The organism is Streptomyces sp. NPDC091287, from assembly GCF_044768525.1.
Taxonomy (GTDB): Bacteria; Actinomycetota; Actinomycetes; order Streptomycetales; family Streptomycetaceae; genus Streptomyces.
Map to the genome: position 1 here is coordinate 192618 of NZ_JBIVUV010000007.1, position 18828 is coordinate 211445.

Here is an 18828-nt window from a genome sequence, read left to right on the forward strand (position 1 = left end):
GCGGCAGGGCGGGGGAACGGGCTTCGCCGCAACGGTCGTCCCAGCCGGCAGGGTGAATCTGACGGTTCGGTGACGCGGCCCTGCCGTACCGCCCGATCGCCCCCCGGTGTGCATAGCGTGCCAGGGTGAAGACCGAGGACGCCACCCCCACGAACACCGCCGGCGGCACGGGGCACGGCCCGCCGACACCGCCGGACCGCGACCACGACCACGACCGCGCCCGCGCCCGGCGCGCGGGGCGGGCCGACCTGGTCGCCGCCGCCGCGGGCGTGCTGCTGGTCACGGCCGCCGTGGTCGTCGGCCATGTCATCCAGAACCGCGACGGGAGTCTGCGCGCCCAGTGGCCGCCGCTGCTGGCCTCCTGGGACCCGCACCTGGGTCCGGGCACGCCGGCCGCTCTGATCATGGCGGTCCTGGTGGTCGCTCACGGCCCGGCGCTCGCCGCCCGGCTGCCCTGGCGCGGGCTGCTGGCCGCGGCCTGGGCCGGGTCGATGGCCTGGGTCCTCTCGATGGCGCTGATCGACGGCTGGCACCGGGGTGTCGCGAAGCGGCTCACCACGAAGCACGAGTATCTGCGGGTCATCGACCGCTTCGAGGACATTCCCGCCACCCTGCGCGACTTCACGAACCACATCGTGATCGGCGAGCCCGGCAACTGGCCCGCGCATGTCGCCGGGCACCCGCCGGGCGCGACGCTGACCTTCGTGTGGCTGGACCGCGTCGGTCTCGGTGGCGGCGCCTGGGCGGCCGTCTTCTGCGTCGTGGTGGGCAGTTCGGGGGTGCTGGCCGCCCTGATCACCGTGCGCGTGCTGGCCGAGGAGCGCCTGGCCCGGCGTGCCGCGCCCTTCCTCGTCCTCGCCCCGGCCGCCGTCTGGGCGGGCGTCTCCGCCGACGGCTACTTCACGGCCGTGGCCGCCTGGTCGGTGGCGCTGCTCGCGCTGGCCGCCACCCGCCGGGTCCGCTTCCCGGCCGGGGCGGCGGTCGGCGGGGGCCTGCTGTTCGGGTGGACCTGCTACCTCAGTTACGGGCTGGGGCTGATGGCGGCCGTCCTGCTGGCGGTGCTGGTGCTCGCCCGGACCGCCCGCCCGGTGCCGTTGTTCCTGCTCGGCGCCCTCGTGGTCCCGGTGGCCTTCACGCTCGCCGGGTTCAACTGGTGGACCGCCTACCACCTGTTGGTCGAGCGCTACTACCAGGGCGCGGGCGGCGTCCGTCCGTACGGCTACTGGGTCTGGGCCAACCTGGCATGCGCGACCCTCGCGGCCGGGCTCGCCGCCGTCGCCGGGCTGCGCCGGAGCGCGGTGGCCGCGCCCGGCGCCGTACGGGCACTGCGGGGCGGCTCCGCGGCGGCCTCCCCGGAAGCGAGGCTGGCGCTGCTCGTCCTGGCGGCGCTGGCGGCGCTGCTCGCCGCGGACCTCTCCGGCATGAGCAAGGCGGAGACCGAGCGCATTTGGCAGCCGTTCCTGCTGTGGCTGCTGCCGGCGACGGCGCTGCTCCCCCGCCGCAGTGTGCGGTGGTGGCTGGCCGCGTCGGCGATTCCGGCTCTGTTGATCAACCACCTGCTGTGGACGGGGTGGTGATTGAACGTCAGTGCGGCCTCCGTGTCCGTCACTTGGTCTCCAGGTCCCGGCGGCGGAAGCCCGTCAGCCCCAGCAGGATCAGGCCGGCGGCGACGGCGGTCAGGGCGAGCAGTGGGGTCCAGTTCATGCCGGCGGCCGGGAGTCGCGGCACATGGCCGAAGGGCGACAGGTTCTCCATCCAGTCCGGGAGCTGGAGGATCGGCCCCAGGTACCCGACGAGGAACGCGTACACGGGCACGGTCCACGCCACCGCTCCCGCACGCGGGAACCAGCCGAAGAGCAGGACGGCCACACCGACGGTCACCCACAGGGCGGGGGCGTAGGCGGCGGCCGCTCCGACCAGGTCGAGGACCAGGCGCCCGTCCCCCGCCGACGCCGCGCCCGAGAGGCCGAAGCCCAGCCCGGCGAGGACCAGCAGCGCGGTGCCGCCGGCCAGTGCGACGGCGACATGGCTTCCGAGCCAGCGGTTCCGGGAGAGGCCGGTGGCCAGGAGCGGTTCGGCGCGGCCGGCGCTCTCCTCGGCGCGCGGCCGCAGCGCGGCCATCACCACGTACACGGCGGCGACCACCGCGACGACCACCATCACCATGGACGCGAACGACTCGGCCACGGTGCTGCCGCCGATCTTCGCCAGCGCCTCCTGGACCTGTTCGATGTCCTTCACCATGTCGGCTGCCTCGCCGAGGATCGAGCCGTACATGACGCCCATCAGGCACAGCCCGGCGCCGAAGCCCAGCAGGGTCGCCCGGTGCAGCCGCAGGGCGAAGCCGAAGGGCCGGGTGAGGGCGTCGGACGCCGTACGCCGGCCGAGCCGCGCGGCGCGCAGGCCCGCGCCGACATCGCGTCGGGTACTCAGTACGAATCCGTACGCCGCGGTCAGCGCGGCGAGGGCAAGGCAGAGCGCCAACGGCCACCACCGGTCGTCGACGAAGACGTAGGTGCGCTGGATCCAGCCGATCGGGCTCAGCCAGGACAGGGCGTCGTTGCCCACGTCGCCGGAGGCCCGCAGCACGTAGGCGGCGCCGATCGCCGCGAGCGCCATGCCCGAGGCGCCCCGGGTGTGCTCCGTGATCTGTGCGGTGAGCGCGGCGATCCCGGCGAAGACGAGCCCGATCGCGGCATGGGTGAGGCCGTACAGCAGCGCCCCTCCGGCGCCGATTCCGTCGATGCCCAACGCGGTGAGGCCCAGGGCCAGCAGCAGGGCGAGCGCGAGGTTGGCCACGACGGCGAGCGCCAGTGCGGAGGCGAGGTGAGCGTGGTGCCCGACGACGGTGGAGCGGACCAGTTCGGCGCGGCCTGTCTCCTCCTCGTCGCGGGTGTGGCGGGTGACGATCAGGATGCTCATCAGACCCACCAGGACGGCCATGAAACCGAGCAGCTGGTGACCGAGCATCGCTCCGGCGGTGTAGTCGGAGAGATAGTGACGAGGGCCGGTCATGGCGAGCGCGGCCGGGCTGTCCATGGAGCCGACGGCGGTGGCGCGTTCTTCGGGGGTGGAGTACAGCGCCTTGTACTCGGACGCCGTGGCCAGCGTGCCCAGGGTGAGGGCAAGCAGCCATACGGACACGCGGACGCGGTCCCGGCGCAGTCCGAACCGGAGCAGGGTCCCGGTACCGGTGAAGGCGACGGAGGCGGTCCTGGTGGGCGCGGACCTTCCGGAGACGTCGAGCGGCGCGACGGTGCTGGTCATCGGGGAACGCCGCCCTTTCCGCCGGTGGAGGTGGAGGGGGGCCCGTCGGAATACGTCGGCGCGTCGGAGGGCGCGGGGTCGCCGTTCCCCGTACGTCCGTTGGACGCGAGCTCGTCGCCGTAGTGGCGCAGCATCAGCTCTTCGAGCGTCGGCGGGTGGCTGGTCAGGCTCCGGATGCCGAACTCTCCGAGCCTGCGGATCGCGGCGTCGAGGTGTGCTCCGTCCACGGCGAAGTTCACTCTCCGGTCCATCACTTTCAGTCCGTGCACACCGGGCATGGCGTCGAGTCCGGTGGCCGGGCGCTCGGTCTCGGCCTCGACGGTCGTGCGCGTGAGGTGGCGCATCTCGCCGAGCGTGCCCGACTGCACGGTGCGGCCCCGGCGGACGATGCTGACGCGGTCGCAGAGCTTCTCGACCTGGGCCAGGATGTGGCTGGAGAGCAGCACGGTCTTCCCCGCGGCCCTCGCCTGAAGGATGACGTCCTGGAAGACGACCTCCATCAGGGGGTCGAGGCCCGCCGTGGGCTCGTCGAGGAGGAGCAGTTCGGCGTCGGAGGCGAGCGCGGCGACGATGGCGACCTTCTGCCGGTTGCCCTTGGAGTAGGCGCGGCCCTTCTTGACCGGATCGAGGTCGAACCGTTCGATGAGTTCGTCGCGCCTCTGCCGGTCGAGGCCGCCGCGCAGCTTCGCCAGCAGGTCGATGGCCTCTCCTCCGGTGAGGCCCGGCCACAGCTCCACGTCCCCGGGGACGTAGGCGAGCCGCCGGTGCAGCTCGACCGCGTCTTTCCACGGGTCCTTGCCGAGGAGTTGGGCCCCGCCGGAGTCGGCGCGCAGCAGCCCCAGCAGGATGCGGATCGTCGTGGACTTGCCGGCCCCGTTGGGTCCGAGGAAGCCGTGGACCTCACCTGCTTCGACGGCGAGGTCGAGGCCGGTGAGGGCGTGCGTCCGACCGAACGACTTGTGCAGTCCGGCGACGGTGATTGCCTTCTTCATATTTCGAAAGTACGCTTCTTTCAGAAGTGTGTGAAGTTAAGAAACCGTATGAATCGCTCGATAGACTGGCCGAGGACGCGGGCGCACAGGGGCGCCAAGAACCACAGGGACCGGGGTCGGAGCATGGATGAGCGGCGGGAAGAGAGCCGCGTGGACGGCAGCGACGACGAGGCGGCCCTCTCCCTCTTCGTGGAGCGCTTCGCCGCCCAGCTGGTCCAGGCGGGCATGTCACGCATGCCGGCCAGGGTCTTCGCCGCCCTGCTCTCCTCCGAGCGAGGAGCACTCACCTCCGCCGAACTGAGCGAGCGGCTGAAGATCAGCCCGGCGGCCGTGTCAGGAGCCGTCCGCTATCTCGCCCAGGTCAACATGGTCAGCCGTGAGCGGGAGCCGGGGTCCCGGCGTGAGCGCTATCGCGTACAGAGCGACCAGTGGTACAACGCGCTGCTGGAACGGGACGTCCACCTGAAGAACTGGCAGGCCACGATGCAGGAGGGCGTGGACCGGTTCGGCCTCGACACCCCGCAGGGACGCCGGATCAACGACACCCTGGAGTTCTTCCGGTTCCTGGAGAAGGAACTCGGGTCGCTGATGCAGCGTTGGGCCGCGCACCGGGCCGAACACCTCGGGGGCTGATGGCCGCACGGTACGGGCACGGGCTACGGCGTCCGTGCCGCCGGGCCCGGCCGTGGGCGCGGCCGAAGGCCGCCGCCCGGGTGCGATCGGACGGCAGCCCCGCCGGGCGCGGGACGAGGATCAGTCGGGAAGCCGGTCCATGATCCAGGTACACAGCTCCTCGGTGATGCCCGTGTGCGCGGTGGTCGTGGACGAGCAGAGGAAATCGTCGAGTTCGCTCTCCTGCGGGTCCAGGTCACCGACGTTCGCGTACAGGTCGTCCTGCTTCTCGATGTCGCGGATCGCGACCGCGCTGACCGTGGGGACGAAGCAGACGTCCTCGTGGCGCAGGTCGATCTTGCCGCCGAGCTTCTCCATCGCCCCGGAGAGGATCTTGTACGTGTGCAGGGTTCCGCCCGGCGCGCCGTCCAGTTCCGGGAAGCCGTTGGTCGCGATGGTCCTCTCGGCCTTGGGGAACCTGCGGTTCAGGTACGCGGCCGTCACGTCGTCGCCCTGGGCCTGGGTGTAGAAGGTGGTGCCGGGGTAGATCCGGTCGATGCGCAGAGCGACCTCGCCGGGCTTCACCTCCGGCAGACCGATGCCGTCGGCGCGGCCGTTGGCCACGGCGATCTTCATCGGGATCTGCGGCCAGTCGCCGACCCGGTCCAGGGCCGCCAGGAACTCCGTGCGCTCCGGGGCGACCGCGATCTTCTCGGTGTCCTTGTCGTAGTGCTGCCACAGCATCTGCCGCGCGGCGGGGCTGTTCATCTGCTTCGCGAAGTCGTTCGGGAAGGGGATGAAGTGGGAGAACGCCTGCACGCCGACGGGGATGGAAGCGCCGCGGTGCGGGCTGTCGTAGGAGAAGTACAGGGCGGTCCTGTGGTCCATCCGCTGCCTCTCGAGCTTGGCCAGTGCGTAGCGGGTGACGATGCCTCCCATGCTGAAGCCGCCGACGACCAGGCGGGCGTCGCCCACCTGCTCGGCGGTCGCGCGCAGGATGGCGGCAACCGCCGCCTCGGCGTTGTCCAGGATCGACGCGCTGCGCTCCTCGAAGCCGAGGAGGATCACGTCCCTGCCGCGGCGGCGCAGCTCGCTGATGAACGGGAAGCTGCCGCTCTCCAGCCCGTGGTAGAGCACGTCGAGCTTGCTCCGGCCGAGGTTGAAGCCGTCGGCCATGATCACGGGCCGGACGAGGCCGCCCCGGTCGCCCTCGCCGGGGAAGACCCACGCGAAGCCGTTCGGCAGGGGCCATTCCTCGTGCTCCGGCACCTCGATGGGCCCGGCCGGTTCAGCGGTGAGCGGGCCGCCGAGGGTGAAGGCACCGACATTGGGCTCGGACGTCTCTGACATCGTCGTACTCCTGTGGGGAGGTGGGCGGGACGACCTCATCATCGTGGGCGATATGGGCGTATCGCCCCTGGGAGTTGGGGAGTTCACCACATCTGATGATCATGAGCGGAAAACGCGTTCAGTGCGTCCGGCAGATGCTCCAGCACCGCCAGATGCTTGAGCACCGTCCGACGTGGCGCCGGGGAACGGGCGGGGGGGGCCGCGGTCACCACCGCAGCTGGGCGAGGGTGCCCGGGCGGATCGCCTGATCGCCGAAGCGGGCCCGCGCCCGGTCGGCGGCTTGCTCGATGCGCCGCCGTTTGCCGTCCGCCGGGTCCAGGAGCAACTGCTGGACGGCGTACTGGGCATCGGTGAGGTCCGCGCGAACGGTGATCGTGCGGACACGGGCGCGCTGCAGCCCGAAGCGGGCATACAGGTCGTACGCGGCAGCGCTGAGTGCCGGTGTGTGAGCGGTGTACTCCTCCAGCGTGCGCGAGCGCTGCGTCGTGGCGCCGTCGGCGTACGAGATGCTCAGCGCGAGCCGCGCGGCGACCTGGCCGGTGGTGCGCAGCCGCAGCCCGAGACGTTCGCAGAGGTCGAGCAGGGCCCGGCGGTGTGCGGCGGGGTCGAGCTCGTCGTGGCTGAACTCGTAGGAGCAGCCGGTGGACTTGGGCGCCGTCTCGGAGGTGACCGGGCGCGTGTCCAGGCCGCGGGCCCGTTGCGACAGCGTCACGGCGGTGGCCTTGCCGAGGATGCGCTGCAGCGTCAGCAGCGGAACATCGAGAAGGTCGCCGATGCGGTGGAGGCCGTACTCCCCGAGCGTACGGGCGGTGGCCGGGCCGACCCCGTGGAGGGCGCCGACAGGCTTGGGGTGGAGAAACGCGGCGACTGCCTCGGGGTCCGGGGCGACGACGGTGACCTGACCAGGAGCGGTCGTGTCGGCCGCCATCGCGGCCAGCATCCGATTCGGGCCGGCGCCGATCGTCGCGCGTAGCCCGAGGTGTGCGGCCAGGCGGAGCGCGGCCATGGCCGCCAGGCCACCGGTGTCCCGGTCGAAGAACCGCAGGGCACCGGTGACATCGAGGTCGGCGGCGTCCGGCGGGAGGGCCTGCACCAGCGGGGTGAGATCACGCAGCAGCGCGAGGGCCTGCTCGTACGTCTCCTGGCCGGCCGGGCCGAGGTCGTGGAGCTGAATACGCAGGATGCTTCGGGCTCGGGTGGTCATGGCGCTCACCCCGCCGATCCGGGAGATCGATGCCCCAGGCGCCGCAGGTCGGCGGAGCCGGACCCGGCGGGCCGCAGATCGCTCCAGGCGTTGAGCTTCGCCCCGGCCGTTCCGTCTTCGAGTGTCCGGCCCGCACCCGGCGTGCTGTCACCGCGGGCAGGTGTGGGGGCGGGTGTGGTGCGGCCGAGCAGGCCGAGGGCGGCTTCGGGGCCCAGGTCGCGGCGGGTGGTGGCGACTTCCTCGAGGTCCCAGGCCGCCTGCCCGACCACGGTGCGCCGGGGGCCGCGTTCCTCGACGACTCCGCGGACCAGGAGCAGGCCGGAGTGGAAGACCGTGTGCGCGCAGGTGTCGTGGGAGTCCTCGAAGAACGCGAGGTCCACGAGGCCGGAGCCGTCCTCCAGGGTCACGAAGATGACCCTCTTGCCGGACGGGATCGGCGGCGTCTGGGTCGATGCCCGCACGCCGGCGACCAGCACCTGCTGTCCGCGGTGCATCGCCTGCAAGTGGTGGGCATCGGTCGCGCCGAGCTCGGCGAGCAGGCGGTGGTGGTGTTCGAGCAGATGGCGGCTGACGTCGATGGAGAGCACGTCGATCTCGGCACTCATCACGTCGCGGCCGGTCATCTCGGGCAGCCCGGCCGGCTCGCCCGCGTGCGTCTCGTCGCCGAGCGGCAGTTGGCCGTCGATCGTGGTCCGGTTGCGTGCGGAGCGGTGCAGCTCGGTGGCCTGCAACAGCAGATCCCGCCGGGTCAGCCCGCCTTGCAGCGGAGCGAGCGCTCCGATCTTGATGAGGCGCTGGGCGAGAGGCAGGGACGGGCGGGCGCGCAGCCACAGATCCTGCAGTCCGGCGTACGGCTGCCCGGCTTCGATGCGGGCGCTCTCCGCCTCGGTGATCCCGCGCACCGTGGACAACGCGAGCCGTACGCCCCAGCCGTTCGCGGTCGGCTCGACGCTGTGTGCGCTGCGGGAGGTGTTGACGTCGACCGGCAGGATCGCCACTCCGAACTGCTTCGCGTCCTGGACCAGGACGCGGGGCGCCCACATGCCGGGATCGTGCTGGAGCAGCCCGGCGAAGAACGCGGCGGGGTAGTGCGTTTTGAGCCACGCCGACTGGACGGCCGGGACCGCGAAGGCCACGGCGTGCGCGCGGCAGAATCCGTACGCCCCGAACTCCTTGACGATGTCCCAGACTTCGCCGATCACGTCCGGGGTGTAGCCGCGCTCGCCGGCGCAGCGGCGAAACCACGCCTCCACCTTCGGCAGCCGCTCGGCGTCGGCGAGGGCGCGGCGTGCGACGTCCGAGGCCGCACGGTCGCAGCCGGTCATCGTGGCCAGGATCATCATGATCTGCTCGTGCCAGATCACCACCCCGTACGTGTCATCCATGATCGGCACAAGGTCGGGGTGGGGATAGCGAGGCTCCTCGGCCCCGTGCCGGGCGGCGATGAATTTCGCGGGCATGCCGCCGGCGACCGGGCCGGGCCTGAAGAGGCTGATGTCGGCGATCACGTCCTGCATGTGCCGTGGCTGGAGTCTCGCGATGAGATCCTGCTGTCCTGGGCTCTCGAGCTGGAAGCAACCCAACACCTTGGTGCTGCGGATCAGTTCGAAGGTGGACTCATCGGCGAGGTCGACGTGGTCGGGACTGTCGAGGTCGATGTGCCGGCCTGTGGTGCGGCGGATCTCGGCGACCGAGTGCGCCATCGCCGACTGCATGCGCACGCCGAGGACATCGAGCTTCAGCAGGCCGAGGTCTTCGGCATCGTGCTTGTCGGCCTGCACCGTCGGATACGCGCCTCCCGGAGCGGGCTGCACCGGGAGGCGACCGAGCAGGCTCGCGTCGGAAAGGATCACGCCGCACGGGTGCATGGCGAAGCCGCGCGGCAGGGCGTCCAGGCCCTCGGCCAGCTCCCACAGCGGACCGTACTGGTCGGCCTCGGCCGCGAGCTGCCGCAGTTCGGGCAGTTCGGACAGGGCGGAGCCGATGTCGCACGCGCGGATGTGCGGAAAGCTCTTGGCGATCCTGTCGACGGTCTGCGGGCGGATCCCGAGCGCGAGCCCCGTATCGCGCAGGGCGTGACGGGCGCGGTAGGTCTCCGGCATCCCGGTGACCGCCACGCGCTCGGAGCCGAACCGTTCGAAGATCCGGTCGTAGACCTCCAGGCGCCGGTCCGACTCGACATCGAGGTCGATGTCCGGCAAGGCGGTGCGGCGCTCGCTGAGAAAGCGTTCGAACAGGAGCCGGTGCGAGAGCGGGTCGGCCGTGGCGATGAAAAGGCTGTGGTTGACCATGGACCCGGCACCGGAGCCGCGGGCGGCGACCCGGATCCCCATGGACCGCACGTCCGCGACGACCTGGGCCACCGCGAGGAAGTACGCCTCATATCCGAGGCGCTCGATCACCCCGAGCTCGTAGTCGAGCCGATCCATCGCCCGCACGTCCCGGTCGAGGCCGCGGGCGGTCATCCCGGCCTCGCTGCGCTGCCGCAGCATCCGCATCCCGTCCCCCGGCCGGGTGCCGGCTCCCACCACGTACGGCTCGGGGAAGTGTGCCCGCCCCAGTCCGAGGTCGCGCACCGGGTCCATCGTGCACTGCTCGGCGACAGCTGCCGTCTCCTCGATCAGACGTCGCCCCCGACCGGCCGGGGCGCTCGTGGCCGCGGCCACCCGCTCTGCCACCTCGGCCATCTCGGCTCCGGACTTCAGATACCGCTCGCCCGGGTCGAGCGCTCCGCGCTGCGGGATCGGACGCAGCAGCCGGGCGGCGTCCAGCACGTCGGCCAGGCGGTGCTGCTCGCGCCGCTCGTAACGCACGGCGTTGGTGAGCACCGTCGGGATGCCGAGCCGGTCGCCCAGAGCAAGGGTGTGCGCGGCCAACCGCACCGATCCCGCGCCCAGCCCGGACAGGCCGTAGGCGACCGCCTCCAGCCGAAGAAGTCCCTGACCCGCGATCTCCCGCCACGGGACGAGCAGCCTTTCCGCGACGTCCGGCCGCCCGGCGGCCAGCGCCCGTACAGGCTCGGAGGTCGGCCCGAGGATCGCCACCACATCCTCGCCCAAGCCCTCCCGCAGCGCCTCCCACGAGGCGACCGGAAAGCCGTCGACCGGATGCGCGTGGGCCGCGGAGACGAGACGGCAGATACGCGCCCACCCGCTCACGGAGCCTGCCAGCAGCGTGATCCTCAGGCGCGGCTCCGCCACGTGCCCACCACCGCGGACCGGTGTGCGCGAGCGGCGAGGAGCCTTTGCCGTGTCGAACGCCGGGACGGCGAGATCCACCCCGAAGATCGGGCGTACCCCGGCGCTCAGGCACGCCTTCGCGTGCCGCACGGCGCCGGTGACACTGTCCCGATCAGTCAGCGCGAGCGCACCCATGCCGAGCTCCGCCGCCCGGCGCACCAGGTCTTGCGGATGCGAGGCACCGTAGCGGGCGGAGAACCCGGAAGCGACGTGGAGATGCGTGAAAACAGCCATCGCGCACCTCCGAATCTGCTCTGGCACCCCCTGCTCGTCTGGCGTCCCGCTGTCAGAACGTTGCATCCGATCTATTCGCACAATAGTTCGATAGGGCAGTTTCAGCCAACCGATCTTGACGTGGCGAGAAGTCGCCCTCCCGCGAGAGCGCACCTTGAACGCACAGAACCGACGCGGCGGGAGGCCGACACCAACACCGACTCCAGCAGCGCGGCGAGCACGTGGGCCGCGCGGGACCCCGGGTCGCCCACCACCAGGCCGATGGCCAGATCCAGGCCCGCCTGCGCCGCCGCCGACCCGCCCCGCTCCTCGCCTACCTGCTGACCTGTCCATACTCTTCGATATTCGCTCGAACGTTCGAATAATTCAAGCCAGGCATCTCTCGGCGGGGCACTCCGGACCGGGGCCGCGGGTGTGCCGACACGGGACAGGGCCCGGTAGGGGCCAGGACGTGGGGGGGGGGGGGGGGGGGTTTTACGGGCCCCCCCCCCCCCCCCACGTCCTGGCCCCTACCGGGCCCGGCGTTCTCCTGCTTCTCGGTCAGATCCTCCCGCGCGCCAGTCGGGTCAGCGGGCCCGTCGGAGGCCTGGCCGTCGAACGGCCGATGGCGAACGCCGCTCCGGCGACACCGGCCACCCCCGCCGCGGCTCCGGCGGCGACCGCCTTGCGGTGCTTGACGACGGTCCAGGCCGTGGTCGCCGCGCTCGCGGCCTTCGCCGCGTTGGCGGTCACTGCGTGCTGCCCGCTCTGAAGACCTGCGGCAGCGGCACGGCCGACGCGGCGGGTGGTCTCACCGGCCGCCCGGGAGCTGTCCGAGGCCGCGTCCTTGGCGCTCCCGGCCGCATCCTTGGCGCTCCCTGCCGCGGACAGCGCCTCGTCGGCGGTCGCGTCGGCCCGCTTACCGGCCTTCTCGGCCGTGGTATCGACCGACTTGCGGGCCGATGCCGTCTTGCGGGCGGTCGGGGTCGTCCTGCCCTTGTTCGGGGTCGAGTTCTTCGTGTCCTTGTCGTCAGTCATGGGCTCCTCCTTGCCTTGGGTGCTGCGATGAAACCTGGCTCTGCCCGCTCAGGCGCCGTTGTGCGGCAGCAGTGAGCCGAGCGGCCCGAGGTCGAGATTGAGGTCGTCCATCGTCAGGTCGTAGCGGTCGCACAGCTCCGTCATGCGTTCGTTCAGGATCATCAGCGTCATGCCGATCCGCTCCTCCTGGGGCTCGCTCAGGTCGCCCTGGTCGACGCGGTGGATCGCGGTGCGCTCCATGAGCTGGCGGAGCAGTTCGACGATGGTGAGCACCAGCTTGATGAGATCCCGCTCCACGGTGTCCGGATCGGTGTGCAGCCGCTGGGCCGCCGCCGATGGACGACTGTCGTCCCGTTGCGCGGGGCTGAGCCCGAACGCCCGGGCCGCGGCGTGTGCCACCTCTTCTGCCGCCGCGGCGGCCGTGCCCTCCGCGCCACGCGCGCGGTCGTCCTCGGCCATCGTGTCCACCTCCTCCTCGCTCGCCGGAGTCCTTCGCTCGTACGCGGCCGGGGGCGGCCTCACCACGGCCCCGGCTCCTCACCGGTGATCGACCGGATCACCGCTCGAAGGTTGATGTGGACGAGATCGACGTCGGCGATGGACAGGACGAGGTCTCCGGTGAGCACGGCCCCGCCGTTCAGCAGTCGGTCCAGGAGATCGATCAGCGCGACGGGCGGACCGCCCCGCGGCTCGGTCTCGCCGAGAACGCCGCCGATGATGTCCGTGCTCACCGCGGGCCACCGCCGTCCGCGCCCTCCGCCACCACGGCGGTGGCGAACGAGTAGGGTGCCCACGGTCCGGTCACCTCGATCGACACCCCGGGGGCGCCTTCGGCCAGCGCGGCGAGATCCCGGTGGAGCTGCGCCGTGTGTTCCCGGGGCACGAGGTAGGCCTCGTTGGCCACGTTCACCCCGGCCCGGGCGGCGAGCTGCCCCTGCTGCGGGCGGTGCACCGCCCGTGAGGCCGCCACTCCCTCGGCCAGCCGCGCGGCCCGGGCGGCCAGGTCGGACGCCGCCCGGTAGACGTCCTGGCTGTCGCGCTGCTGCGCCTGACGCTGCCGCAGATAGGCGCGGCCCGCTCCGCCGCCCGACGGCGCCGCCGCGGCCGGTGCCGTCGCGGTGGCCGTACGGGGATCGGCGTAGACCTTCACGCCCAGCTCGACGTGGCCCTCCAGACGGCCCAACAGTTCCTGGAACTCGCTGCGTTGCCGGACCAGCATGTCGGCCACCCGGGTGTCGTCCAGATAGACCGCGGCCAGCCGCATCGGCAGGACGGAGGTCTCCGCGAACGCGGCGTCCACCACGGCGTGGTGGGCTCGGGCCACGGCTTCGAGCCGGTCCAGGTCCTCCATCTGCGCGGTGAGTCCCTGCTCGCTGAACGTGTCCGCCGGCACGGGGGAGACGAGTGCGCACAGCCCGCCTCCGCCGACGGGGCGCAGGGGCCGGCCGTCCACGCCCGGCAGCCGGGCGGCGAGCCCGTCCAGGGCGGGGCCCTCACGGCCGACGGCGTAGACGTAACTCATCTCCCCGGCGCCCTCGCCCGGAACGCGGACGGTTGCGTTCGGTCCGGTGTTCATCGTTCCTCCTCCTGTTCCACCGGGGTGGCCCGGTCTCCGGCCGCCGCGGAGCCCGGAATCCCGGCCGCCGACCGCAGGTGGGCCAGTTCGGCGCGCAGTCGCTCGTTCTCGTCGGCCAGCGCGTCGTGCCCGGGACCGGCCTCGGTTCCCCGCGCGGGGCGGGCCCGTGAGGAGAGCGAGGGATCGTGCTCCCACCAGTCGATGCCCATCTCCTTGGCCTTGTCGACGGAGGCGACGAGCAGCCGGAGCTTGATGGTGAGCAGTTCGATGTCGAGCAGGTTGATCTGGATGTCACCGGCGATGACGATGCCCTTGTCCAGCACCCTTTCCAGGATGTCGGCGAGGTTGGCCGACGAGCCCTGCTGCCCGTATGCCGGGCCGGCCCCTCGGGGCGAGGCCGGCAGCCGGCCGGCGAGTGAATCGGACACGGTGTCTCACGCCTTTCCGTGGGGTGTGGGTTTTCCGTGGGGTGTCGGTGCGGCTCTGTGCGCGGGTCCGGTCACTGGTCGGCGGTGGCCGTACGGCGTCGGGAGCGACGGGCCGGCCGCGGCTCTTCTTCCGTCTCCTCGGCCGCCGCTTCGTCGTCCTGGTCCCCGGCGTCCTCGTCGTCCGCGGCCTCCTCCGGTTCGTCCAGCTCGTCCGCCGGCTCGACGTCCTCGTCTTCCTCCTCGTCGCCCTCCCCCTGGTCCTCCTCGTCGCCGAACTCCTCGTCCTGCGGCTCTTCGTCCTCGTCCTGCGGCTCTTCGTCCTCGTACGCGAGGTCGTCGTCCTCGTCAGAGGGCTGCTCGTCCTCGGACGGTTCCTCCTCCGACGGTTCGTCGGGGACGCCCTCATCGGATTCGGAGCCCTCGTCGTTCCGGGACTCCTCCTCGTCCAGCGCCTCGTCATGGCTGAGGACGACTTCTCCGTCACGGATCTCGCCGCGCCAGCTGTCGGTCGCCTCGCCGCGCATCATGATGAACTTGCGGTAGAGCTTGAGGTCGAGCCGGGCGCGGCGGCCCTGGGCGCGCCAGATGTTGCCGGTCTTCTCGAACAGCCCCTTGGGGAAGTATTCGAGGACCAGCAGGACACGGGTGAGATCGTCGGTGATCGCGTGGAAGGTGACCACGCCCTTGACGGTGCCCTTGGCTCCCTCGGTGGTCCAGGTGATGCGTTCGTCGGGCACCTGCTCGGTGACGTTCGCCTTCCAGCTGCGGGTCGACTTGGCGACCTTCACCTTCCAGTTGCTGGTGGTGTCGTCCGTCTTCTCCACGCTCACGACGCCCTTGGCGAACGAGCTGAACTCCTGGAACTGGGTCCACTGGTCGTACGCCTCACGGACCGGCACGCCGACGTCGATGTCCTCGACGATGGTGACGCTCTTGGACTTGCCCCCACCGGACTTGCGCCCCTTGCCGAACAATCCCTTGACCTTGTCCTTGACGGTGTCCTTGAGATGGGAGGCGCCGGCGCTCAGGGCGGCCTGACCGGGTGACTTGCCTTCCCCGAGGGCTTGGCCTCCCTTGGCCAGGCTCTTGAGGGCACCGCCCCCGCCGCCCGGCTCCGCGAGCTTGGACACCGAGTCGCCGAGACGGTGTCCCAGCTGGGTCACGGCGTGTTCGGCACGGGCCCGGAGGTAGTTCTGCAGCTCGTCCTTGAGGCGGTCGGTGGCCGGGCTCTTGACCACGTCGTCCTTGATGCCGCCAAGTGCGGAGTCAGGCATCGTCGCCTCCCCGGGCCTTGCGGGCGCCGGAGGCCGCGGTCTTCCGGGCGGTTCCGCCGCGCTTGCGGGCGGGGGCGGACTTGCCCCCGCTCCCGGACCGGCCGGCACCGGACGAGGACCGGTTCCTGGACGCGGGCTTGGAGTCGGACGCGGCGGCGGTCTTTCGGGGAGTGCGCTTGCTCTTCCCGCCCGTGTCCTCGCCCCCGTCCGCCTCGACTTCGTCGTCGACGGCGGCTGTCCCGGCCTCCTCGTCCTCCTCCTCGAACTCCTCCTCGTCGGCCCCTGAACCGGCCCCCAGTGCCTGGGTGCGCTGTTGCAGGGAGTCGGCCAGACTGCCGGCCCGCTGCGTGACGGCCTTGGTGGCCGCCGTCCTGGTGGCGTCGACCAGTTCCTTGCGCACCTGGTCGTTGAGGGAGCCCAGGACCGGTGAGTCGGCCAGCATCCTGCCGAGCTGCCGCGGGTCGAGGTCGATCTTCTTACCGAGGAGGAACATCCCGAACCCCAGGGCGAGTTTGGCCTTCTTGGTACGCCCCAGCAGGTATCCCCCCACCAGAGCCGCGCCTATCTTGGCGTTCTTCGTCATGTGCGATGCACCTCTGCTCTCCCCCGGTCACGTGTGTCGTGGTTGATGGTCACGGCGCGTGCCGTGTGTTGTTGCGGTACTCCTCGATCTCGTCGAGCAGGTCGAGGAGTTCGTCCTCGCGCCGATCGAACTCGTCCTCGTCGACCAGGCCGTTGATCAGGTCCTGTTCCAACTGGGCAAGCCGGGCACGTACCGGCTCGGGGTCGTAGTACTCCTCCTCGGCGGCCTGGACGACCTGGTCGAGGACCCAGGCCGTCCCCCGTACGGGAGCCAGCGGCAGGGTCAGGATGCTGCTGATGAGGCCCATGGCTGACAGATCACCTCCGCTCCCGGGGACGGCCGGACGGGCCCGGGCCGCCCCTCGGCGGTCAGACGAAGCTGTACGGGGGCAGCGGGCCGGTCAGGGTGAACGCGTACGCGTCGCCGCGCTGCTCCGCCTCGCGCTGGACCGCTGCCACGAAGGCGTCGGTCTCCGCCCGGGGCACGAGGAAGGACAGGTTGAGGAACTGCTGCGGGGCCGGCTCCGCGTGCGAGCTGCGGGTGGCGGCGTCCGCCAGCCGGACTGCGACGTCCTCCGCCTCCCGCTGGTGGCGGGCGGTCACCTCGCGGGCCACCAGTTCTCCCAACGCGACCCGGTCGTCGTGGCTGCCCTGGGCACGCGTCCGTTCGTTGAGCTGCCGTATGTCCTCGGACTCGGTCATGATCTCCCGCAGGAGATCCTCCTCGTCGCGGCCGGCCTTGAGGTTGTACTCCACCCGGCCGTCGAGTTCCACCAGCCGGTCCCCGTACGCGTCGGCCTCCCGGTCCAGGGCCGCAGTGACCTCGTCGTCGCCGGGGCCCACCAGACCGAACCTCATGGGCAGGGTCGCACCACCCGCCATCAGCGCTTCCAGAACAGCCTGATGGGCCATCACATCGCGTCGCTTGGCGCGGAGTCCGGGAGGCGCGTCGCTGACCACGGCGGCCAGCCGGTCGGTATGCAGGGTACGCAGGGCGGAAGGCGGGTCGCCCACGCCGTACAGGCCGTTCAGGGGCAGCGGATGGTCGGCGCCGGTGATGGCGTAGATGTAGGTGGGCACCGTCACTCCCCGCTTCGCTGGGTCTGGCGGCTGGACGTCGACTTACGGGCCGGGCGCTTGCGCGGCTCTTCCTCGGACTCGTCGCGCTTGCCCTGCAACGACTCGGTCACCGCCTCGACGGCACCGCTGAGCGCGCCCTTGGACTTGCCCTTGGCGCCGTTCTCCGTCATGTCGCCGACCAGGTCCGTGAGCTGACTCGGCGCCTTGCGTCCGGACTCCAGATCGAGTCGGTTGCAGGCTTCGGCGAACCGCAGATAGGTGTCGACACTCGCGACCACCACCCGGACGTCGATTTTGAGAATTTCGATACCGACCACGGAGACACGGACGAATGCGTCGATGACCAACCCGCGGTCGAGTATGAGTTCAAGAACGTCGTAGAGATTTCCCGATCCGCTCCCACCACCGGACGTCGCATTGCTCTGCTGAACGAGTGCCATGGGGAACTCCTTTCGGTGATCTTTGTTACGTCTGACGACGGAATTTTCAGCGACGGTCGATCTGGCCCCTGGCATAGCGGCGCAGTCGCTCGTAGGACAACAGCGTTCCCTGCGGGTCGAGTTCAACCCGGTAGGAGGCCATGACACTCATGGTGTCCGGCACTCTTTCCAGCTCGACCACTTCCACGTCCGCCGACCAACCGTCCTCGGTGGCCTTCACCGCGGAAACAGAACCCGGCTCGCACTGGAGCAATTCCGTGAGCTGCGCAGAGGCCTGCCTCATGGCGGTAGGAACGTCGACGCGCTTTCCGTCGTGCTCTTCATCGGTCTTCTTCTCGGTGCTCATCATTCACCTGTCGCCGGGGATGACCGCTTGCGATCGGCCTCCGTCGTCCATGGCTGACATTCGCCTGCCCCTACGCTCCGGACGTATGCACGAATGAATGGGCCGATGGTGGCGAACCGCCTCCGGTGACGCCGGATACCCCTGTGCGGCGGCGACTTCGGCGGTGTCGTGGCGTGTCGGCGAGTCTCGTGTACCGAGAGTCCTCATCGCCCCTCGGGGGTACACGAGGCGGACACGTCGACCACGAAGGAGCCGGCCATGCACATCTCGGGACTCGTCAGCGCTCTGATCATCGGTGCGGCCGTCGGCCTGCTGGGGCGCCTCGTCCTGCCCGGCCGTCAGCACATCGGCGTCCTGTGGACCCTCGTCGTCGGCATGGCCGCGGCGCTCCTCGGCTCGCTGCTGGCGTCCGTCCTGGGTGTGGGCGACACGCGGGGCGTCGACTGGTCGGAGTGGCTCTTCCAGATCGTCCTGGCCGGCCTGGGCGTGGCCGCCCTCGACCGCGCACTCGCCGGAACCGAACGACGGCCGCGGAAGCGCGCGTGACGCCTGCCGTCAGTACGGGTACGTGGGCCCCAGTACGGGTACGTGGGCCCCGCGGCCCGGCCGGTCAGGCCGCCCTTCCAGCGGATGCGGTCAGGTCGTCCCGGGGATCGTGGGGTCGGGCCGTCGCGCCGTTCAGCTTCCGCCGCTGGGAGCGTGGCTCAGGTCCACGACGCAGAAGATGTTGCCGTCCGGGTCGGCCAGAACAACGAAGTCCGGATCGGCCGGGTAGAGGTCCCAGTCGACGCTCTGCGCGCCGAGACCGAGCAGTCGCCGGACCTCACTCCGCTGCTCCTCGGCCGAATCCGTGAACAGGTCCAGATGGATACGGGGGCGTGGCTCGGCCGGGGAGTCGCTGCGCAACAGGCCGAGTGCCCGGCCGGAGCCGTCGACGTGGTCGAGCGTTCGCCACGTCTCGCTCGCCCACTCCTGACTGGCGACCAGGTTCAACGCCGCGCTCCAGAAGGCAACCGCTCGGGGGAGGTCGGTGACACCGACGACAGGCATTCCGAGTCTCAGCATAGGACGAGCGTAACAAGTGCTCCTTCAGGCCCGCGTGCTGCCCGCGTGCTGTTCGGCTTGAGCTGTGTGACGCGCCCGTCGAGTTCACTTCGGTATCGGTAGAAGTCGAACTGCTGAGCCAC

Annotated in this window: 20 protein-coding genes; 3 read left to right on the forward strand and 17 right to left on the reverse strand. The window is 71.0% G+C overall.

The features are described from left to right. Positions 1–125 precede the first annotated feature (125 nt). Entirely contained in the window at positions 126–1577 is a 1452-nt protein-coding gene (locus ACIQRW_RS13950) for a hypothetical protein (protein ID WP_403758868.1), read from the forward strand. Between the two features lie 28 nt (positions 1578–1605). On the opposite strand, the gene ACIQRW_RS13955 is transcribed toward ACIQRW_RS13950, so the two are convergent. Next, positions 1606–3267 carry an ABC transporter permease gene (locus tag ACIQRW_RS13955; RefSeq protein WP_403758871.1) on the reverse strand — a complete coding sequence of 554 codons (1662 nt, stop codon included), beginning with the start codon at positions 3265–3267 and terminating at the stop codon, positions 1606–1608. Further along, entirely contained in the window at positions 3264–4259 is a 996-nt protein-coding gene (locus ACIQRW_RS13960) for an ATP-binding cassette domain-containing protein (RefSeq protein WP_403758874.1), read from the reverse strand. The genes ACIQRW_RS13955 and ACIQRW_RS13960 overlap by 4 nt, the downstream gene beginning before the upstream one ends. A 123-nt stretch (positions 4260–4382) precedes the next feature. Between ACIQRW_RS13960 and ACIQRW_RS13965 the strand changes: the two genes are divergently transcribed. After that, a complete protein-coding gene (locus ACIQRW_RS13965) occupies positions 4383–4892 on the forward strand; it encodes a GbsR/MarR family transcriptional regulator (protein WP_403758876.1) in 510 nt (169 codons plus the stop codon). Positions 4893–5012: 120 nt separating this feature from the next. Here ACIQRW_RS13965 and ACIQRW_RS13970 read toward each other — a convergent pair whose 3' ends face one another. From ACIQRW_RS13970 to ACIQRW_RS14035, 14 genes are all read right to left on the reverse strand, one after another. Continuing rightward, entirely contained in the window at positions 5013–6221 is a 1209-nt protein-coding gene (locus tag ACIQRW_RS13970; RefSeq protein ID WP_403758879.1) for an esterase/lipase family protein, read from the reverse strand. A 205-nt stretch (positions 6222–6426) separates the two neighbouring features. Beyond that, entirely contained in the window at positions 6427–7434 is a 1008-nt protein-coding gene (locus ACIQRW_RS13975) for a DNA polymerase thumb domain-containing protein (RefSeq protein ID WP_403758882.1), read from the reverse strand. Continuing rightward, on the reverse strand, positions 7431–10898 hold the full coding sequence (locus ACIQRW_RS13980; RefSeq protein ID WP_403758885.1) for a DNA polymerase III subunit alpha: 3468 nt from the start codon (positions 10896–10898) through the stop codon (positions 7431–7433). Before ACIQRW_RS13980 ends, ACIQRW_RS13975 begins: the two co-directional genes overlap by 4 nt. Positions 10899–11438: 540 nt before the next feature. Then, a complete protein-coding gene (locus ACIQRW_RS13985) occupies positions 11439–11915 on the reverse strand; it encodes a hypothetical protein (protein WP_403758888.1) in 477 nt (158 codons plus the stop codon). Between the two features lie 48 nt (positions 11916–11963). Further along, entirely contained in the window at positions 11964–12374 is a 411-nt protein-coding gene (locus ACIQRW_RS13990; RefSeq protein WP_403759437.1) for a gas vesicle protein K, read from the reverse strand. Between the two features lie 59 nt (positions 12375–12433). Next, positions 12434–12646 carry a gas vesicle protein gene (locus ACIQRW_RS13995; RefSeq protein ID WP_265603411.1) on the reverse strand — a complete coding sequence of 71 codons (213 nt, stop codon included), beginning with the start codon at positions 12644–12646 and terminating at the stop codon, positions 12434–12436. Continuing rightward, positions 12643–13491 carry a GvpL/GvpF family gas vesicle protein gene (locus ACIQRW_RS14000; protein ID WP_403758890.1) on the reverse strand — a complete coding sequence of 283 codons (849 nt, stop codon included), beginning with the start codon at positions 13489–13491 and terminating at the stop codon, positions 12643–12645. Before ACIQRW_RS14000 ends, ACIQRW_RS13995 begins: the two co-directional genes overlap by 4 nt. After that, positions 13488–13919, reverse strand: a complete 432-nt coding sequence (locus tag ACIQRW_RS14005) for a gas vesicle protein (protein ID WP_403758893.1) — start codon at positions 13917–13919, stop codon at positions 13488–13490. The genes ACIQRW_RS14000 and ACIQRW_RS14005 overlap by 4 nt, the downstream gene beginning before the upstream one ends. A gap of 71 nt (positions 13920–13990) precedes the next feature. Further along, the gene (locus ACIQRW_RS14010) at positions 13991–15193 is read right to left on the reverse strand and encodes an SRPBCC family protein (protein ID WP_403758896.1); all 1203 of its coding nucleotides are present in this window, start codon (positions 15191–15193) and stop codon (positions 13991–13993) included. Then, the gene (locus tag ACIQRW_RS14015) at positions 15186–15776 is read right to left on the reverse strand and encodes a hypothetical protein (protein WP_403758899.1); all 591 of its coding nucleotides are present in this window, start codon (positions 15774–15776) and stop codon (positions 15186–15188) included. The genes ACIQRW_RS14010 and ACIQRW_RS14015 overlap by 8 nt, the downstream gene beginning before the upstream one ends. A 49-nt stretch (positions 15777–15825) precedes the next feature. Continuing rightward, a complete protein-coding gene (locus ACIQRW_RS14020) occupies positions 15826–16083 on the reverse strand; it encodes a gas vesicle protein GvpG (protein ID WP_403758901.1) in 258 nt (85 codons plus the stop codon). A gap of 61 nt (positions 16084–16144) precedes the next feature. After that, positions 16145–16855 carry a GvpL/GvpF family gas vesicle protein gene (locus ACIQRW_RS14025; protein WP_403758904.1) on the reverse strand — a complete coding sequence of 237 codons (711 nt, stop codon included), beginning with the start codon at positions 16853–16855 and terminating at the stop codon, positions 16145–16147. A gap of 2 nt (positions 16856–16857) precedes the next feature. After that, a complete protein-coding gene (locus tag ACIQRW_RS14030) occupies positions 16858–17295 on the reverse strand; it encodes a gas vesicle structural protein GvpA (protein WP_403758906.1) in 438 nt (145 codons plus the stop codon). 46 nt (positions 17296–17341) lie between these two features. Further along, positions 17342–17641 (reverse strand): gas vesicle protein, encoded by a 300-nt coding sequence (locus ACIQRW_RS14035; RefSeq protein WP_403758909.1) that lies wholly within the window; start codon positions 17639–17641, stop codon positions 17342–17344. Positions 17642–17899: 258 nt separating this feature from the next. On the opposite strand from ACIQRW_RS14035, the gene ACIQRW_RS14040 reads away from it, so the two are divergent. Then, the gene (locus ACIQRW_RS14040) at positions 17900–18187 is read left to right on the forward strand and encodes a GlsB/YeaQ/YmgE family stress response membrane protein (RefSeq protein WP_403758911.1); all 288 of its coding nucleotides are present in this window, start codon (positions 17900–17902) and stop codon (positions 18185–18187) included. A 132-nt stretch (positions 18188–18319) separates the two neighbouring features. On the opposite strand, the gene ACIQRW_RS14045 is transcribed toward ACIQRW_RS14040, so the two are convergent. After that, positions 18320–18706: a VOC family protein gene (locus tag ACIQRW_RS14045; protein ID WP_403758914.1), complete on the reverse strand. Its 387-nt coding sequence runs from the start codon at positions 18704–18706 to the stop codon at positions 18320–18322. Positions 18707–18828: the final 122 nt, after the last annotated feature.

Bases quoted from the DNA above. Each gene is read 5' to 3' on its own strand.
- ACIQRW_RS14010 (WP_403758896.1), bottom strand. From the start codon at position 15,193: ATGCCTGACTCCGCACTTGGCGGCATCAAGGACGACGTGGTCAAGAGC.
- ACIQRW_RS13980 (WP_403758885.1), bottom strand. From the start codon at position 10,898: ATGGCTGTTTTCACGCATCTCCACGTCGCTTCCGGGTTCTCCGCCCGC.
- ACIQRW_RS14045 (WP_403758914.1), bottom strand. From the start codon at position 18,706: ATGCTGAGACTCGGAATGCCTGTCGTCGGTGTCACCGACCTCCCCCGA.
- ACIQRW_RS13985 (WP_403758888.1), bottom strand. From the start codon at position 11,915: ATGACTGACGACAAGGACACGAAGAACTCGACCCCGAACAAGGGCAGG.
- ACIQRW_RS13990 (WP_403759437.1), bottom strand. From the start codon at position 12,374: ATGGCCGAGGACGACCGCGCGCGTGGCGCGGAGGGCACGGCCGCCGCG.
- ACIQRW_RS14000 (WP_403758890.1), bottom strand. From the start codon at position 13,491: ATGAACACCGGACCGAACGCAACCGTCCGCGTTCCGGGCGAGGGCGCC.
- ACIQRW_RS14015 (WP_403758899.1), bottom strand. From the start codon at position 15,776: ATGACGAAGAACGCCAAGATAGGCGCGGCTCTGGTGGGGGGATACCTG.
- ACIQRW_RS13960 (WP_403758874.1), bottom strand. From the start codon at position 4,259: ATGAAGAAGGCAATCACCGTCGCCGGACTGCACAAGTCGTTCGGTCGG.
- ACIQRW_RS13965 (WP_403758876.1), top strand. From the start codon at position 4,383: ATGGATGAGCGGCGGGAAGAGAGCCGCGTGGACGGCAGCGACGACGAG.
- ACIQRW_RS14040 (WP_403758911.1), top strand. From the start codon at position 17,900: ATGCACATCTCGGGACTCGTCAGCGCTCTGATCATCGGTGCGGCCGTC.
- ACIQRW_RS14030 (WP_403758906.1), bottom strand. From the start codon at position 17,295: ATGGCACTCGTTCAGCAGAGCAATGCGACGTCCGGTGGTGGGAGCGGA.
- ACIQRW_RS13970 (WP_403758879.1), bottom strand. From the start codon at position 6,221: ATGTCAGAGACGTCCGAGCCCAATGTCGGTGCCTTCACCCTCGGCGGC.
- ACIQRW_RS13955 (WP_403758871.1), bottom strand. From the start codon at position 3,267: ATGACCAGCACCGTCGCGCCGCTCGACGTCTCCGGAAGGTCCGCGCCC.
- ACIQRW_RS14020 (WP_403758901.1), bottom strand. From the start codon at position 16,083: ATGGGCCTCATCAGCAGCATCCTGACCCTGCCGCTGGCTCCCGTACGG.
- ACIQRW_RS14035 (WP_403758909.1), bottom strand. From the start codon at position 17,641: ATGAGCACCGAGAAGAAGACCGATGAAGAGCACGACGGAAAGCGCGTC.